General features: G+C 56.9%; 14 protein-coding genes. All 14 read right to left on the bottom strand.

All coding sequences use genetic code 11. The features are described from left to right. Positions 1–9 precede the first annotated feature (9 nt). On the bottom strand, positions 10–486 hold the full coding sequence (locus tag R6U90_RS05555) for a chemotaxis protein CheW (RefSeq protein ID WP_410351678.1): 477 nt from the start codon (positions 484–486) through the stop codon (positions 10–12). Between the two features lie 169 nt (positions 487–655). Beyond that, positions 656–1,381, bottom strand: coding sequence for a chemotaxis protein CheW (locus R6U90_RS05550; protein ID WP_410351677.1), 726 nt, complete (start codon positions 1,379–1,381; stop codon positions 656–658). After that, on the bottom strand, positions 1,371–2,183 hold the full coding sequence (locus tag R6U90_RS05545; RefSeq protein ID WP_410351676.1) for a ParA family protein: 813 nt from the start codon (positions 2,181–2,183) through the stop codon (positions 1,371–1,373). Before R6U90_RS05545 ends, R6U90_RS05550 begins: the two co-directional genes overlap by 11 nt. A 237-nt stretch (positions 2,184–2,420) precedes the next feature. After that, positions 2,421–3,233, bottom strand: a complete 813-nt coding sequence (gene motD / locus R6U90_RS05540; protein ID WP_410351675.1) for a flagellar motor protein MotD — start codon at positions 3,231–3,233, stop codon at positions 2,421–2,423. Positions 3,234–3,235: 2 nt separating this feature from the next. Further along, positions 3,236–3,985 (bottom strand): flagellar motor protein, encoded by a 750-nt coding sequence (locus R6U90_RS05535; protein WP_410351674.1) that lies wholly within the window; start codon positions 3,983–3,985, stop codon positions 3,236–3,238. A gap of 3 nt (positions 3,986–3,988) precedes the next feature. Then, positions 3,989–5,056 (bottom strand): chemotaxis response regulator protein-glutamate methylesterase, encoded by a 1,068-nt coding sequence (locus tag R6U90_RS05530; RefSeq protein WP_410351673.1) that lies wholly within the window; start codon positions 5,054–5,056, stop codon positions 3,989–3,991. 93 nt (positions 5,057–5,149) lie between these two features. After that, complete coding sequence (locus tag R6U90_RS05525; protein ID WP_410351672.1) at positions 5,150–7,231, bottom strand: chemotaxis protein CheA; 2,082 nt, start codon at positions 7,229–7,231, stop codon at positions 5,150–5,152. 25 nt (positions 7,232–7,256) lie between these two features. Then, positions 7,257–7,997: a protein phosphatase CheZ gene (locus tag R6U90_RS05520; RefSeq protein ID WP_410351671.1), complete on the bottom strand. Its 741-nt coding sequence runs from the start codon at positions 7,995–7,997 to the stop codon at positions 7,257–7,259. A 20-nt stretch (positions 7,998–8,017) separates the two neighbouring features. Continuing rightward, positions 8,018–8,404, bottom strand: coding sequence for a chemotaxis response regulator CheY (gene cheY / locus R6U90_RS05515; RefSeq protein ID WP_410351670.1), 387 nt, complete (start codon positions 8,402–8,404; stop codon positions 8,018–8,020). 382 nt (positions 8,405–8,786) lie between these two features. Next, on the bottom strand, positions 8,787–9,518 hold the full coding sequence (locus R6U90_RS05510; RefSeq protein WP_410351669.1) for an RNA polymerase sigma factor FliA: 732 nt from the start codon (positions 9,516–9,518) through the stop codon (positions 8,787–8,789). Continuing rightward, positions 9,515–10,354 (bottom strand): MinD/ParA family protein, encoded by an 840-nt coding sequence (locus R6U90_RS05505; RefSeq protein ID WP_410351668.1) that lies wholly within the window; start codon positions 10,352–10,354, stop codon positions 9,515–9,517. The genes R6U90_RS05510 and R6U90_RS05505 overlap by 4 nt, the downstream gene beginning before the upstream one ends. A gap of 34 nt (positions 10,355–10,388) precedes the next feature. After that, positions 10,389–11,711, bottom strand: a complete 1,323-nt coding sequence (gene flhF / locus R6U90_RS05500; protein WP_410351667.1) for a flagellar biosynthesis protein FlhF — start codon at positions 11,709–11,711, stop codon at positions 10,389–10,391. A 42-nt stretch (positions 11,712–11,753) separates the two neighbouring features. Continuing rightward, positions 11,754–13,844 carry a flagellar biosynthesis protein FlhA gene (gene flhA / locus R6U90_RS05495; protein ID WP_410351666.1) on the bottom strand — a complete coding sequence of 697 codons (2,091 nt, stop codon included), beginning with the start codon at positions 13,842–13,844 and terminating at the stop codon, positions 11,754–11,756. A gap of 19 nt (positions 13,845–13,863) precedes the next feature. After that, complete coding sequence (flhB, locus tag R6U90_RS05490; protein ID WP_410351665.1) at positions 13,864–14,994, bottom strand: flagellar biosynthesis protein FlhB; 1,131 nt, start codon at positions 14,992–14,994, stop codon at positions 13,864–13,866. Position 14,995: the final 1 nt, after the last annotated feature.

Raw genomic sequence — 14,995 nt, 5'->3', positions numbered from 1 at the left:
CCGAACAGGTTACAAGGTTGCAACCTCCTCCCATTCATCGTCCGTCAACAACTTGTTAACGTCGACCAGAATCAACAACTCGCCATCCTGGCTGGAGACACCCTGAATATATTTGGCACTGTCGTCGTTGCCAACATTGGGCGCGGTTTCGATCTCGGAAGTTCGCAAATTGGCGACTTCAGCCACGCTGTCGACCAGAATACCGACGATCTGGTTTTCCGCCTCAACGATGACGATACGTGTCGAATCATCCGGTTCTTGTATCGGCAGGCCGAACCGTTTGCGGGTATCGATCACGGTAACGACGTTACCGCGCAGGTTGATGATGCCCAGAACATAATCCGGGGCGCCAGGAACCGGCGCAATCTCGTTCATACGCAGCACTTCCTGCACCTGCATCACCTTGATGCCATACTTCTCGCCTTCCAGCTTGAAGGTCACCCACTGGATGCTCGGCTCGTTGGCGGCTTCTACGACGTCATTCATCGGTTGTCTCTCTCCTTGCCGGTGCCGGTGGCGTCAAATATTCGGCGCCCCGACCGTGCGAAATAATAGATTGCATTATCCATGCCATTGACAGCTCAGTGGACGACAGCATCCTGCGTGGCGATGGTTATATTATTGTTATCGGCCGCTAAGCCGCTGATTTGAGGGTTTAATCCCGACCTTCGGCCAATTTTGTTGCAAACGCGTCAGTATCCACCAGGGCGCACATGTGTTGAATGACTGTTCCCCGCAGCCAGCGTCGGCGGGTGCGATTACTGCGCCAGCGAACTTCATCCTTGCGCAGGGTAATCACCTCGTCGACCTCGTCACAGGCCAGACCCCAGCGCCCCTCATCGATAAGGACCACGCGCCGGAGCCGTTTGACCGGATCGTCTCCGGCCAGCTGTTGCAGTTTTTCTGGGGGAAAGACCAGACGGGCAGTATCGACGATCGGCACACTCTTGCCCATGTGGGTGACCAGCCCCAGATAGAAATCGGCGTGACCGGGCATCTCGGTAAGCTGATCGGAATCGAACTCCAGCACGCCGCCCAATTCTTCCAGAGGCACCGCGAGGGTGAGACCGGCAACACGAAACAGCATGGCCTGGAAAAGCTCAGCCCAGGGCGGCAAATCTTCGCCGGCGACCGGTGACGGAGTATCAGGCATGCTCTCCAGCGATACGTCCGGAGATTCCACCACCAGGGTTTTCTGCTCCACTGCCGTCGGCGGCGGGACATCGACCGTCACCCGCGGTGGAACCTCAGGTGGCGTGATCACCGTCGGCGCGGGGGCCGCTTCCGGTTCGGGCGTCGGTTCCCGCAGCAGGGACTGCAGGAATATATCCAGCGCGACTTTTTCTTCCACCAGAGTCTGCTTGGCGGGCTTATTGCTCATAACCGGTCACCAGTTTTAAACGGGGTTCGTCGACCCCGGGATTCAACAGGGAATACAGCAGCGCGGCATAGGCCTGGGCTCCACGCGCAGAAGTCCGCATAATCGAAAGGGGAATGCCCTGCTTGCTGGCCTCCCGAAACTGGGTATCGACCGGAATCACGGAGTTCCACACCTCGTTGCCGTATTTTTCACGCAGTACCTGCAAACTCTCTACGGCAGCGCGGGTACGCCGATCATACATGGTCGGAATAATGGTATGGCTCAACCCGCCGCGGCGCGCGCGCAGGATCATCTGTAAAGTGCGCATCATCCGTTCCAGTCCCTTGAGGGCAAGGAATTCCGTCTGTACCGGCAGCAGCAGGTGTTCACAGGCCGCCATGGCATTGACCATCAGAATACCCAGCGTGGGCGGGCAATCGATCAACACGGTATCGAATTCCCCCTCCAGTCGCGCCAGGCTGCGGGCCATAACCAGGCCCTTGCCCTCCTGGCTGCCAAGCTGGCGATCCAGCGTGGCCAGTGCGGTGGAGGCCGGCAACAGCCTCAGGCCATCGAACCGGGTATTCAGCAATAACTCTCGCGGGTCCTCCTGCGACTCGGCGCCCTCGCCCTGGAACAGCAAATAGAGGCTCTCTTCCAGAGTATCGGGATCATTCCCAAAATAGGCGGTCAACGAGCCATGGGGATCCATGTCCACCAGCAGCACACGCTCGCCCTGGTTGACCAGATGTCCGGCCAGCGTCACGGCCGTGGTGGTTTTGCCCACCCCGCCTTTCTGATTGGCCACCGCCCAGATTTTCAAATGCGTCTCCTCATAAGGGCTGTTAAATGCAAGAATCCGGCCAGACACCAGCCTGGATATTCTGTCATCAGGCTGTTCCAGCAAACAGATATCCTCTGACAGAGAGCCCGGACCCCGCAAAAGCTTATTCAAAAGCGGCTCCGGGATTCTCCATAAGATCGGGGCCGGCATTCTGTGCATCCAGGCTGACGAGAGGATGTAACTGCCTGTCACACAGTACAACCGATACCAGGACGTCTAGTTCCGATCCTTGTCCATCTGGCGCTCGATTTCCAGCATTCGGCGGGCATTTTTATCAGCCAGAATCACCACCGTGACCCGGCGATTGCGCTGGCGGCCCTGGAGGCTGTCATTATCGGCAATCGGCCGGTGTTCGCCATAGCCGATGGCGGACAGCCGCTGCGGCTCCACCCCGCTCTGGGTGAACAGATGGACCACGCTCGCGGCGCGCGCTGCGGACAGTTCCCAGTTAGACGGATAGGCCAGAGTATTGATGGGCTGATTGTCGGTATGCCCTTCCACATCAATATGGTTGGGGACATCGCGTAACACCTCGGCCAGCTCCTCCAGTACCGGGTAAGCTTGCTGTGTGAGCTGCGCCGCGCCGCTGGGAAATAGTACCCGGGTGTCCATTTCCACTTCTACCCACAGTTTGTCCTGGTTGATGTTAATAATCCCCTTATCGATCAGCGGCTGCATGGATTCGCGGAGCTGCTCGGCAATTTGCGCCATCTGCCGGGATCGATCCACGGTCGTCTCCGGTGCCTTTAACTGGACGATTTGTGTGCGAGGCTGTTCGATCAACGGATCCACCGGGAGAAACGCTTTGGCCTGCTCCCCGATCTGAATCGGGTCCCGGGACTTCGGCGGTGTTTTGAAAGCATCGATCATGGTGTCGGACAACACCCGGTATTTGCCCTCGTTGAGCGAGGACATGGAATACATAACTACAAAAAACGCAAATAGTAACGTGATGAAATCCGCGTAGGAAACCATCCAGCGGTCGACATTCTCCTCTTCCGGTACTTGTCGACGTTGGCGGCGACGCATAGTTATGCTCCCTGTCGCAGATAACCCAGCAGCTTGGTTTCAATATTGCGCGGGTTCTCGCCTTCGGCGATGGAGATCATGCCCTCAATAAACATATCCCGGTACTGGGACTGCAATTGCACGAGAGATTTAAGCTTGTTGGCAATGGGCAAAAAGATCAAATTGGCGGCACCTACTCCGTAGATGGTGGCGACAAAGGCCACAGCAATACCACTGCCCAGCATGCCGGGATCGGACAGGTTACCCATGACCTGAATCAATCCCATAACCGCGCCCAGGATGCCGATGGTCGGGCTATAACCGCCCATGCTTTCAAAAACTTTGGCCGCCTGGGTATCGAACTGTTCCTTGACCGAGATATCCACGTCCAGAATATTTCGAATACTGTCCGGCTCGCTACCGTCTATCAGCAGTTGCAAACCTTTACGGGCAAACGGATCGGACTCTTTTTCTTCAACACCTTCCAGCCCCAGTAAGCCTTCCTTACGGGCGATGTTGCTCCAGTGAATGATACGCTGAATGCCCTCTTCAAAATCAAACCGGGGAGAATAAAATGTCCAGAACAGCATGCGCATCGCGCGCAAAAACACCACGAGCCGGGATTGCAACATGACTGCCCCGACGGTACCGCCAATGACGATCAACAGCGCCGGCCCGTTCAGCAACGAACTGATATGCCCGCCTTCCAGATGCTGGCCAACCAGAATCGCAGCAAGCCCGAGTATCAGGCCGAACAGGCTCAGCAAATCCATGTTCTACATCACCCGTTTGATGATACTCGGACCGATATCGGTCAGGTTGAGTATCTGTTCAGTTAGACCGGCCTCGGCCACGGCGGCCGGCATACCATAGACCACACTGCTGGCCTCATCCTGAGCCCAGATATTGGAGCCCATTTGCTTCAGGCTGCGCGCGCCCTCGCGACCGTCTGCCCCCATTCCAGTCATGATCACCGCCAGAGTTTCACCCGGATAGACTTTGCTGATCGACTCGAAGGTAATATCGACGCTCGGTTTGTAGGTCTGCGATTCATCAGCATCGACAATTTGCAGATTCGCCCGACTGCCGCGTCCCTGCAGCAACATTTGTTTGCCGCCAGGAGCAAGATAGGCCCAGCCCGGTTTAAGGACATCGCCATTCTCGGCTTCCTTGACGTTAATCTTGCACAGCTGATCGAGGCGCCTGGCAAACGCCGGAGTAAAGGTTGCGGGCATATGCTGTACCAGCACAATCGGCAAGGGGAAATCCGCAGGCAAGTTGGTCAGAACCTGTTGTAGCGCCACTGGTCCGCCGGTGGATGTGCCAATTGCCAGTAATTTAAGTGTGCCGCCCTTGTTGATACGCGGTGCGGGGGCCGGCGCCGGCGCGGAACTGCTGGTGCTAATCGGTTTACTGGCCGGCGTAGTGCCTGGCGGCGTTGCCATGCGTTTGCGTCCCAGCGCCCGGACCCGCTGGCATAACAGGTTCTTGGCTTCATCCCGATCACGGGCGATATCCTCGAAACGTTTGGGCAAAAAGTCGAGCGCGCCGGCTTCCAGCGCATCCAGCGTGGGCTTGGCCCCATCGGTCGTCAGGGAAGAAAACATGATCACCGGTGTCGGGGTACGCTGCATGATCTTACGTGTAGCAGTGATGCCGTCCATCACTGGCATTTCGATATCCATGGTGATGACATCGGGTTTGAGTTCAGCCGTCATGCGTACGGCTTCTTCACCGTTTTCCGCCTGCCCTACCACTTCCAGCGATGGATCGGCATTAAGAATTTCAGCAACTCGACGACGAAAGAACCCCGAGTCATCGACCACCAGCACCCGTGTTGCCATTAACGTTCCTCCGTCATACTGCGTTGTTTGTCATACTTCTGTTTGGCAAGACACGGGCGAGGGGCCTTGCCGGAGATGAATTAACTTGCTGCTTCAGGTATACATTTTCATCAGACCCGGCACATCGAGAATGACGGCAATGCCACCATCGCCGGTGATGGTAGCCCCCGCCAGGCCAGAAATCCCCTGCAACTGGGCTCCGAGAGGTTTGATTACCACTTCTTCCTGACCAATCAGTTCATCCACCACAAAGCCGATCTTCTGGTTACCCATATGAACAATGACCACGTGACCTTCGCTGGGCAGCGGCGTATTGGCTTCGCCCTTGATCAGCCAGCGTTTGAGGTAAAACAGAGGCAGGGTTTTTTCGCGTACGATGATCACCTGTTGACCATCCATAACATTCGTCTTGGTCAGGTCCAGATGGAATATCTCACTCACGTTGACCAGTGGCAGGGCAAACAACTGATCCCTGAGCCGCACCATCAGGGTCGACATAATCGCCAGGGTCAGCGGCACTTTAATACCCAGGCGCGTGCCCTTCCCGGGCGCCGAATCGATCTGGATGCTGCCATTGAGCTGGGTAATCTTGGTCTTTACCACATCCATCCCCACTCCCCGACCAGAGATATCGGAAATTTCATCCTTGGTGGAAAAACCCGGGGCGAAAATCAGATTGAAGCACTCATTGTCGTCCAGGCGCGCGGCCGCGTCCGCATCCATGACCCCTTTTTCCACGGCTTTTTGCCGCAACTTGTCGGGGTCCATACCGCCGCCATCATCTTCAATCACCAGCAGGATATGATCCCCTTCCTGGGACGCCGTCAGGGCTACGGTCCCTTCCCGGGGTTTACCCGCCGCCTCGCGGACATCCGGCATCTCAATACCGTGATCCACTGAATTACGCACCAGATGCACCAGTGGATCAGCCAACGCCTCAACCAGGTTTTTATCCAGATCGGTTTCTTCACCAATCATTTCCAGATTGATTTCTTTTTCCAGGCTACGCGCCATATCCCGAACAACGCGCGGAAAACGACCGAAGACTTTTTTGATCGGCTGCATGCGGGTCTTCATGACCGACAATTGCAGATCGGAGGTGACCAGATCCAGAGTGGCGACCGCCTTTGACAGTTCTTCGTCACCTGCATGTTCACCCAGACGTGAAATCCGGTTACGCACCAGCACCAGCTCGCCGACCATATTCATAATCTCGTCCAGACGGGCGGTATCCACCCGTACGGAAGTTTCACCAGCAGGACGTTCCTTGTTTCCGGCCGCCGCCTTGGCCACCATGGCAGCCGCGGACTGAGGTTGTTCGGGTTGCGGAGCAGCGGCCGCTGCGGCAGATCCACTCGTCCCGCTGCCGACCCCGCCAGCACCACTGACGGGAGGCGGCGCGGCGCCCTGTCCGCTACCGGCCGGTGCCCCCTGGAACTGTCCCTTGCCATGCAAGTCATCCAGCAACGCCTCGAACTCATCCTGGCTGATCGGCTCTTGCGATTCATTACTGCCCACCGCGGCGGCCGGTTTGCCCGTTGCGCTGTCGGCCGGCGGCCCCTTGAACTGCCCCTTGCCATGCAACTCATCCAGCAGCGCTTCGAATTCATCGTCGTTGATCTCGTCGCCGTTGCTATTGCTTGCCGCCGCCGATTTGGCACTCGCACTACCCCCGGGCTTGTCCAGCGCATCAAGCAGCGCCTCGAATTCCTCATCGGTGATATCTTCATTACCGGCGGCTGCCACTGCTTCGGGCTTCGGTTCGGCATCCGCAACGGCTGCGGGAGCAGGACCATCGCCGGGTGTAGTGTAATGTTCCAGGGCACGCAACAGCGCAGGATCAGCGGCGTCCAGCTCATCGCCGGATTGCAGCCGCTCGAACTGATCGTTGAGCACATCCAGCACCGGCAACACAGTATCCATCAGATCCTGGGAGACATGGCGTTCACCGTTGCGCAACAGGTTGAAGATATCCTCGGTGCGATGACAGAGAGCGACCATCGGTTCGATAGTCAAAAAACCGGCGCCCCCCTTGATGGTATGAAAACCGCGAAATACAGCATTAAGCAGGTCCTTGTCATCGGGGGCCTGCTCCAGACTGATCAGCTGGCTGTTGAGTTGCTCCAGGATTTCGCCCGCCTCAACCAGAAAATCTTGTAACAGTTCATCATCCATTCTTATGTTCAGCCTGTACGCTAGATTAAAACCCGAGACTGGAGAGCAGGTCGTCGACTTCATCCTGACCAGAGACACTGTCGCCGGTATCGTCGACACCCGGCACCACTGGTCCGGCCAGTTTTTCACCATCCTGTTTTTGCCGTTGCTCTTCGTGTTCCGGCAACCCGGCCAGCTTGATCAATTCCACCAGGTTGTCCTCGACTTCTTCTACCAGCTTGATCACTTTCTTGATGATCTGCCCGGTCAGATCCTGGAAATCCTGAGCCATCAACACCTTGTTGAGATTATCTTTCAACACCAGCGTTTTATCGGACTGGCTGCCCAGATACTCGCCAAGCCGGATGCTTAGCGCCCGGAATTCATCGGCGCTCATTTCACGACGGGTAAAACGTTGCCACTGGTTATTTAAATCAGCGGCCTGATTTTCGATTTCTTCACACAAGGGGAAGGATTCTTCCACCGCCTGCAGGGTGCGGTTGGCGGCTTCATCGGTTTTCTGGATGACATAATTGAGTCGCTCTCGCGCGTCGGGAATATCATGCTCGGCGATGTCGGTAATGCGATCATCCATACCAAATGCGCTGATGGCGTCGTGCAACTCGCGGGTGAGCTTGCCCATTTCCTGATATAGCGTGGACTCACGCATCGAGGTCAATTCGTCCACAACCTCCTTGGCACCTTCTTCATCACCGTTTTCCATGGATGCCAGCAGATCACGGACCTGGGCAATGTTATCGTCATTAATGAAATTATTATCCGACATTTGACCGCCTTAAATCTGTATCAGCTTTCGATGCGTTCGAAAATCTTATCGAGCTTTTCCTTGAGCGTCTGGGCGGTAAAGGGTTTGACGATATAACCATTTACCCCGGCCTGAGCCGCTTCGACGATCTGTTCACGTTTCTGTTCAGCGGTCACCATCAATACCGGGATCTGTGCCAGTTTCTCGTCTTCACGAACTTTTTTGAGAAGATCAATGCCCTGCATACCGGGCATGTTCCAGTCAGTAATCAACAGATCGTAATTACCGGATTGCAGCATCGGCAGAGCCGTAGTGCCGTCATCGGCTTCCTCGGTGTTGGTAAAACCCAGATCCCGCAACAGGTTCTTGATGATTCGTCGCATGGTGGAAAAATCATCCACTACGAGGATCTTCATATTTTTATCCACGCTATCCCTCCAGCATTAATGCAACACCATGCTGCCATACCCAGCCCCGGACTCTTACCGGCAACAGGCATATGGAGCGGCAAATTCATCGAATATATCGGCCAGGTTCGACGAAAACTTAAGGGGGGTCGGCCAAAATCCGGGGGTGAAACAACCATCATCGGATGTCAGATTACACCGAGCACGCCGAAATCAGCGAAAAACCCGGCTCACTTTCCAATGACTTGGCCATCAATCCAATCACCTCAAGAACCTTCGGTGATTTCGCTGACCAGGGTGTTCCCGGTAGTATGAGGCGACAGACTGGAGTTGGAAGAAAACGCAGTAATAAAGCGAATGGTACGGAAAGGACAGGCCAAAGACCCGAATACAAGAGTGAGAATCACGCTTCCTTGAAGCGGTTTTCCATGCGAGCCTGCAGGCGAATGACTGCCTGGCTGTGGATCTGGCTGACGCGCGATTCGCTGACGCCCATCACCGCGCCAATCTCACGCAAATTGAGTTCTTCATCGTAATAAAGTGCCATGACAAGTCGTTCGCGCTCGGGCAGGCTGGCGATCGCCTCGCCCACCACCCGCTGCATGTCTGCACTCTGCAGTCCGTCGACAATGCCAGGGGCGTTATCCGACATATTGTCGAGCATCGAGTCCTCACCCGTACCCATGTCCTCGAAACTGAGTACCTTGTGGTAACTGTTGTCTTGCAGAATCTTGTAATAGTCCTCCAGGGACATATCCAGGGATTCGGCAATTTCCACGTCGCGGGCATCCCGACCACGGTCATTTTCGATCTCACGCACTGCCTCGGCCACCATGCGCGCCTTGCGGTGTACCGAGCGTGGCGCCCAGTCGTTCTTGCGGATTTCATCCAGCATGGAACCACGAATCCGGATTCCGGCATAGGTTTCGAAGCTGGCGCCCTGGGTTTCATCATAATTGCGTGAGGCCTCGAGCAGGCCGATCATGCCGGCCTGAATCAGATCCTCGAGCTGGACGCTGGCTGGTAACTTATTAATCAGGTGACAGGCAATACGCTTGACCAGCGGCGCATGCTGCTCGACCAGATCGTCATGCAGCCGTGGCTGGTTGGCGGCATAGATAGCCACACCACTCACGTCAGTACCTCCGCCTCTTGCTCATGTCCCATTACCAGTCGTTCCACAAAAAACTCCAGATGGCCTCCCGCAGTCTCGGGTAAAGGCCATTTGTCAACTTTTTCCGCCAGGGTAGCGTAAGCCTGACTCGCCTTGCTGCGCGGATAGGCCTCGATCACCGAGCGTTGCTTGCGTATAGCCTTGACCACGAATTCATCATCGGGGACGTAGCCGACATAATCCAGCGCGATATCCAGAAACCGATCCGTCACCCTGGCCATCTTTTCGTATACGTCACGCCCATGCTGGGCACTGCGTACCATATTACACAGTATACGGAATCGAAACAGCCCGTATTCCCGATTCAGCAACTTGATCAGCGCATAAGCGTCGGTGATCGAGGCCGGTTCGTCGCATACCACTACCATCACTTCCTGTGCCGCCCGGGAGAAACTGACCACGCTGTCAGTAATTCCGGCAGCTGTGTCGACCAATAATACATCAATATTGTGGTTCAACTCACTAAAAGCGCGGATTAATCCTGCGTGCTGGTTGGCGTTCAGTTCCGCCATCTCCTGTACCCCCGAAGAAGCCGGGATCACACTCAGGCGGCCGGGACCCTGCACCAGAATCTCATCCAGCTCGCATTCGCCGCGCAGAACATGCGACAGGTTATAGCGCGGGTGCAGGCCCAGCAGCACATCAATATTACCCAGCCCCAGATCGGCATCGAGAATGGTGACATCCTTTTCCATCGCCGACAGAGCCATAGCCAGGTTAAGCGATACATTGGTTTTGCCCACGCCACCTTTGCCACTGGTAACGGTAATAACGCGGACCGGATTGGGTTGACTCATGCGACGTAATCCTGCGGCCTGATCCATGAGCGACTCAACCGTTGGCCCCGGCGACCATGCCGCCCAGAACCAGGGAGATATCATCTTCTTTAACACCGGCCGCAACCTGCTGCATGATCACCACGCTGCGGCTGACCAGGGTGTGTGGCCGGGCCGGATGGAAATCCTCGGGGACCCGCTGTCCATCGCTGAGGTACACCGGGGGCAGGTTCTGTTCAATGGCGACCGACAGCGCCCCGCCCAGACTCGTGGTCTCGTCCAGCTTGGTCAGGATCAGACCACTGAGCGGCACCTGACCGAAGGCACTGACCACATCGTTCATTACACCCCGCTGGCTGTTGGTAGCCAGCGTCAGATAGGTCTGAACCGCCCGCCCACCAGTGTTGAGTGCGGCCAGATGTTCGTACAGGGCCATATCACGCTGGCCCATGCCAGCGGTATCGATCAGCACCAGCCCTTTGTCACGATATTCGACAAGCGCCTCATCCAGCGCTTTGCTGTCAGCAGCTACGCGCATGGGCACCCCCATGATTCGGGCATAGCTGCGTAGCTGTTCATGGGCCGCAACGCGATAATTGTCGGTCGTGATCAGCGCGACTTTTTGCGGACCGTGTCGCAATGTATAGCGGGCCGCCAGCTTGGCAATGGAAGTGGTCTTGCCAACGCCGGTCGGACCGACCAGGGCCACGACCCCGCCGCGATCCACAATATCAGTCTCGGTCGTGGGCAGCTGATGGGCGACCACACCCAGAGCCTTGCGCCAGTTAAAATCAAAATCCTGCTGCTCATCACACTGGGCCACCACCTGGCGCGCCAGGTTCGGACTCATCCCCAACGCCAGCAGGCGTTGCAACAAACGGGCACGCAGCGGGTGATAACGGGTTTCCTGTCCCCAGGCCAGACCAGAGAGCTGGTTGACCAGCATGCCGCGCAATGAGCGCAATTCATTTTGCATCTCCATGATCATCGGCTGTTGCGACCAGAGGTGATCGGGCTGTTGTGTCCGTCCGGCCGGCGCGCCGGCGTTCGGCGTGGCCGGTGGATAATCACCGTCGGGAATATTTCGACTGAAGCGGATGTCATCCAGTGCCGCCTGACGGGATTTGCGCGGTGCCGGCGTGGCCGCCTTGGTCGTGACGCTGGGGGCGCCGGTGCGGTCGGCTCCGGTTGTGGGATTGGCCTCGCTGCCGGTGGCCGGACCATCCAGCAGCGACTCGTCATAATCGATGGCCGCGACGATCTCGACACCCCCGGGGATTTTCTGGTTGGAAAGAATCACCGCGTCGGAGCCAAGCGTATCCCGCACCTGGCGGATGGCCGTGCGCATGTCAGTACCCTGGAAGCGCTTGATTTTCATAACAAAAGCCTCTATCTGGCTGGTTTGCGTTACCCGCCCGGCTTACTGGCCGACCGTGGCAACAATACGAATCTGTTTGTCGCTCGGTATTTCGTTATACGAGAGCACCTGCAGCGCCGGGATGCTGTGGCGGACAAACCGGGCCAGCATGGTCCGGATAGCGCCAGAGACCAGCAACACAGCCGGTTCCCCGGCGATCTCCTGCTTCTGGGCGGTTTCGCTCAGCGCCTGGTGCAGCCGCTCGGCCAGACCCGGCTCTACACCGGCCGTCGAACCTTCGGCACTCTGGATAGACTGTTGCAATATCTGTTCCAGTTTGGGATCCAGAGTAATTACCGGCAGTTCCGCCTGCATCCCGTTGATTTGCTGGACAATCATGCGTCCCAGCGCCTCGCGCACGGCCGCCGTCAATACGTCGGGATCCTGCGTGCGGCCACCATGTTCCGCCAGAGTTTCGGCGATCGTACGAATATCCCGCAGCGGAATACCTTCGTTGAGCAGATTCTGCAGTACCTTGACCACGACCCCGAGTGAAAGCGTATCGGGCACCAGATTCTCGACCAGTTTCGGCGTACTGGCCGCCAGCTTGTCGAGCAGGTGCTGGACTTCTTCATGTCCCAGCAACTGACCGGCATGAGTTTGCAGCAGCTGACTCAGGTGAGTGGCGATCACGGTGTTGGCATCGACCACGGTGTAGCCCATGGTCTGGGCCTGATCCCGCTGGGCGGGTTCGATCCAGAGCGCATCCAGACCAAAGGCGGGGTCAGTCGTGTCGATGCCCTCGATGGTGCCAAATACCTGGCCGGGATTGATAGCCATCTCCTTCTCCGGATAGACATCAGCCTCGCCCACAGTAACGCCCATCAGGGTAATGCGATAGGTGGTGGGAGCCAGTTCCAGATTATCGCGGATATGCACCGGCGGAATCAAAAAGCCGAGATCCTGGGTGAGCTTCTTGCGCACTCCCTTGATCCGCTGCATCAGCTGTCCCCCCTGATCCTTGTCCACCAACGGGATCAGACGATAGCCCACTTCCAGACCAATGGGATCGACGGGGGTGACATCCTCCCAGGTCAACTCCTTGACCTCGGGTTGGGCCGCACTGGTACTGGGAACGGCCGCTTCGGCTTCTTCAGCCTGTTCCCGATGACGACGCTGCATCCACCAGGCCAGGCTGCCGCTGAGCAGTGCGAGAGTCAAAAACGCGACGTTAGGCATCCCGGGAATGATTCCCATGATACCTAGAATGACGGCAGTCACCGCCAGCGAACGGGGATTCCCGAACAACTGGTGGATCACCTGCTCGCCCATATTCTGGGAAGCCGACACCCGGGTAATAATAATGCCGGCGGCAGAGGACAATAACAGCGCCGGAATCTGCGCCACCAGGCCATCCCCGATAGTCAACAGGGTGTAATTACGCGCCGCTTCGGAGAAGGACAGACCATGCTGGGCCGTGCCAATGATCAAGCCGCCGACAATACTAATCACCAGTATCAAAATTCCCGCCACCGCATCACCGCGCACGAACTTGCTGGCACCATCCATGGAACCATAGAACTCGGCCTCGTCACTGATCTCCTGGCGCCGGGTCCGCGCTGTATCCTGATCGATCAACCCGGCGTTGAGATCGGCATCAATGGCCATCTGTTTGCCTGGCATCGCATCCAGGGTGAAGCGGGCGCTGACTTCCGAGATACGGGTCGCGCCCTTGGTGATCACCACAAAGTTGATAATGACCAGAATCGCGAAAACCACGATCCCCACGGCGTAATTACCCCCGACCACGAATTCACCAAACGCCTGAATGACCTGCCCCGCCGCATCAGTGCCGGTGTGTCCCTCCAGCAGCACCACGCGAGTAGAAGCGACATTCAAGGCCAGACGCAACAGCGTGGTCACCAGCAACACCGCAGGAAACAGGGCAAAGTCAAGAGGACGCAGGGTATAGACCGTTACCAGCATGACGACCAGTGCCAGCGAGATATTGAAGCTGAATAGTGCATCGAGCATGATCGGCGCCAGCGGCACCACGATCATGGCCATCATCAGGATCAGCAGAATTGGAGCACCCAGACCCTGCCGGCTGAATTGACGTAATGAACTGACTACCGCACTGCTGGACTCGGCCATGACAATTACCTGTCTTGTATTAATCGAACTTGAAGTCGTCGGGAATCGGCAGATCGCTGATCTTGTGTTCCCGGGTGGTATTGCCCTTGCGATCCCGCCGCAACTGGAATACATATGCCAGTACCTGCGCGACCGCCAGATAAAGTCCAGAGGGAATTTCCTGTTCCAGCTCGGTGGTATGGAACAGCGCACGTGCCAGCGGTGGCGCCTGAACCAGAATGACATTGTTCTCGCGGGCCACGGTGCGGATTTGCATGGCGATCAGATCGGCCCCCTTGGCCAGTACGACGGGCGCCCCCATCTTCTCGGGGTCGTATTTCAGTGCGACCGAAAAATGGCTCGGGTTAGTGACCACCACATCGGCCTCGGGAACCGCCGCCATCATCCGATGCTGGGCCATCTCCCGTTGCATGCGCCGCGCACGACTGCGTACGTCAGGGTTCCCCTCGGTGTCCTTGTTCTCGTCCTTGACTTCCTGGAAGGTCATCTTCAACTGACGATGGTGGTCCCATATCTGAAACGGCACATCCGCTGCCGCGATCAGAATCAGTGCAGAGCCAATAACCAGAAACGCCCCGATCAATAAATACGCAGCGTGGGGAATCGCCTGCATCACCGGTTCGTTTCCCAGACCCAGATAGTTCTCGGCCTGGAGATATAAAAAGGCAATAGCTACCGAGGCAATGACGATGAATTTGACCAGAGCCTTGACCAGCTCCATCAAGCCGCGCCAGGCGAAGATCCGTTTAAGGCCCTTGATGGGATCGATCTTTTCCCACTTGAAGGTAATCGACTCGGGGCTGAGTACCACACTCCCCATCAAAATCGGTCCTGCCACCGCGGCAATCATCACGACAATAAAGAATGGCGCCAGAATCCATAACGCCTCGAGCATCGCGCTTTCAAACTGGCGCGGCATGGCCATAGGGTCGAATATCACCTGCCGACCGACGTCCAGATGCCGGCCCATCAAGTCCAGCATGTCGTCGATGGCACCCGGTCCAAGTAACAATACCGCCATACCGGAGATCAACATCACCAGCATGGTATTGAGTTCCCGTGAGGAGGCGACCTGACCTTTTTCCCGCGCCTGCTGTTTGCGGCGCGGGGTCGCCTCCTGCGTGCGTTCCTGACCGGTATCTTCCGCCATC

This window comes from Thiohalophilus sp. (assembly GCF_046483665.1).
Lineage (GTDB): Bacteria > Pseudomonadota > Gammaproteobacteria > UBA6429 > Thiohalophilaceae > Thiohalophilus.
This window is presented reverse-complemented; position numbering and strand designations above follow the sequence as displayed.

What these genes read in the sequence shown, in the direction of transcription:
- R6U90_RS05555 (WP_410351678.1), bottom strand. Translation starts at nt 486, where the DNA reads ATGAATGACGTCGTAGAAGCCGCCAACGAGCCGAGCATCCAGTGGGTG.
- R6U90_RS05550 (WP_410351677.1), bottom strand. Translation starts at nt 1,381, where the DNA reads ATGAGCAATAAGCCCGCCAAGCAGACTCTGGTGGAAGAAAAAGTCGCG.
- motD (WP_410351675.1), bottom strand. Translation starts at nt 3,233, where the DNA reads ATGCGTCGCCGCCAACGTCGACAAGTACCGGAAGAGGAGAATGTCGAC.
- R6U90_RS05535 (WP_410351674.1), bottom strand. Translation starts at nt 3,985, where the DNA reads ATGGATTTGCTGAGCCTGTTCGGCCTGATACTCGGGCTTGCTGCGATT.
- R6U90_RS05530 (WP_410351673.1), bottom strand. Translation starts at nt 5,056, where the DNA reads ATGGCAACACGGGTGCTGGTGGTCGATGACTCGGGGTTCTTTCGTCGT.
- R6U90_RS05525 (WP_410351672.1), bottom strand. Translation starts at nt 7,231, where the DNA reads ATGGATGATGAACTGTTACAAGATTTTCTGGTTGAGGCGGGCGAAATC.
- R6U90_RS05520 (WP_410351671.1), bottom strand. Translation starts at nt 7,997, where the DNA reads ATGTCGGATAATAATTTCATTAATGACGATAACATTGCCCAGGTCCGT.
- R6U90_RS05505 (WP_410351668.1), bottom strand. Translation starts at nt 10,354, where the DNA reads ATGAGTCAACCCAATCCGGTCCGCGTTATTACCGTTACCAGTGGCAAA.
- flhF (WP_410351667.1), bottom strand. Translation starts at nt 11,711, where the DNA reads ATGAAAATCAAGCGCTTCCAGGGTACTGACATGCGCACGGCCATCCGC.
- flhA (WP_410351666.1), bottom strand. Translation starts at nt 13,844, where the DNA reads ATGGCCGAGTCCAGCAGTGCGGTAGTCAGTTCATTACGTCAATTCAGC.
- flhB (WP_410351665.1), bottom strand. Translation starts at nt 14,994, where the DNA reads ATGGCGGAAGATACCGGTCAGGAACGCACGCAGGAGGCGACCCCGCGC.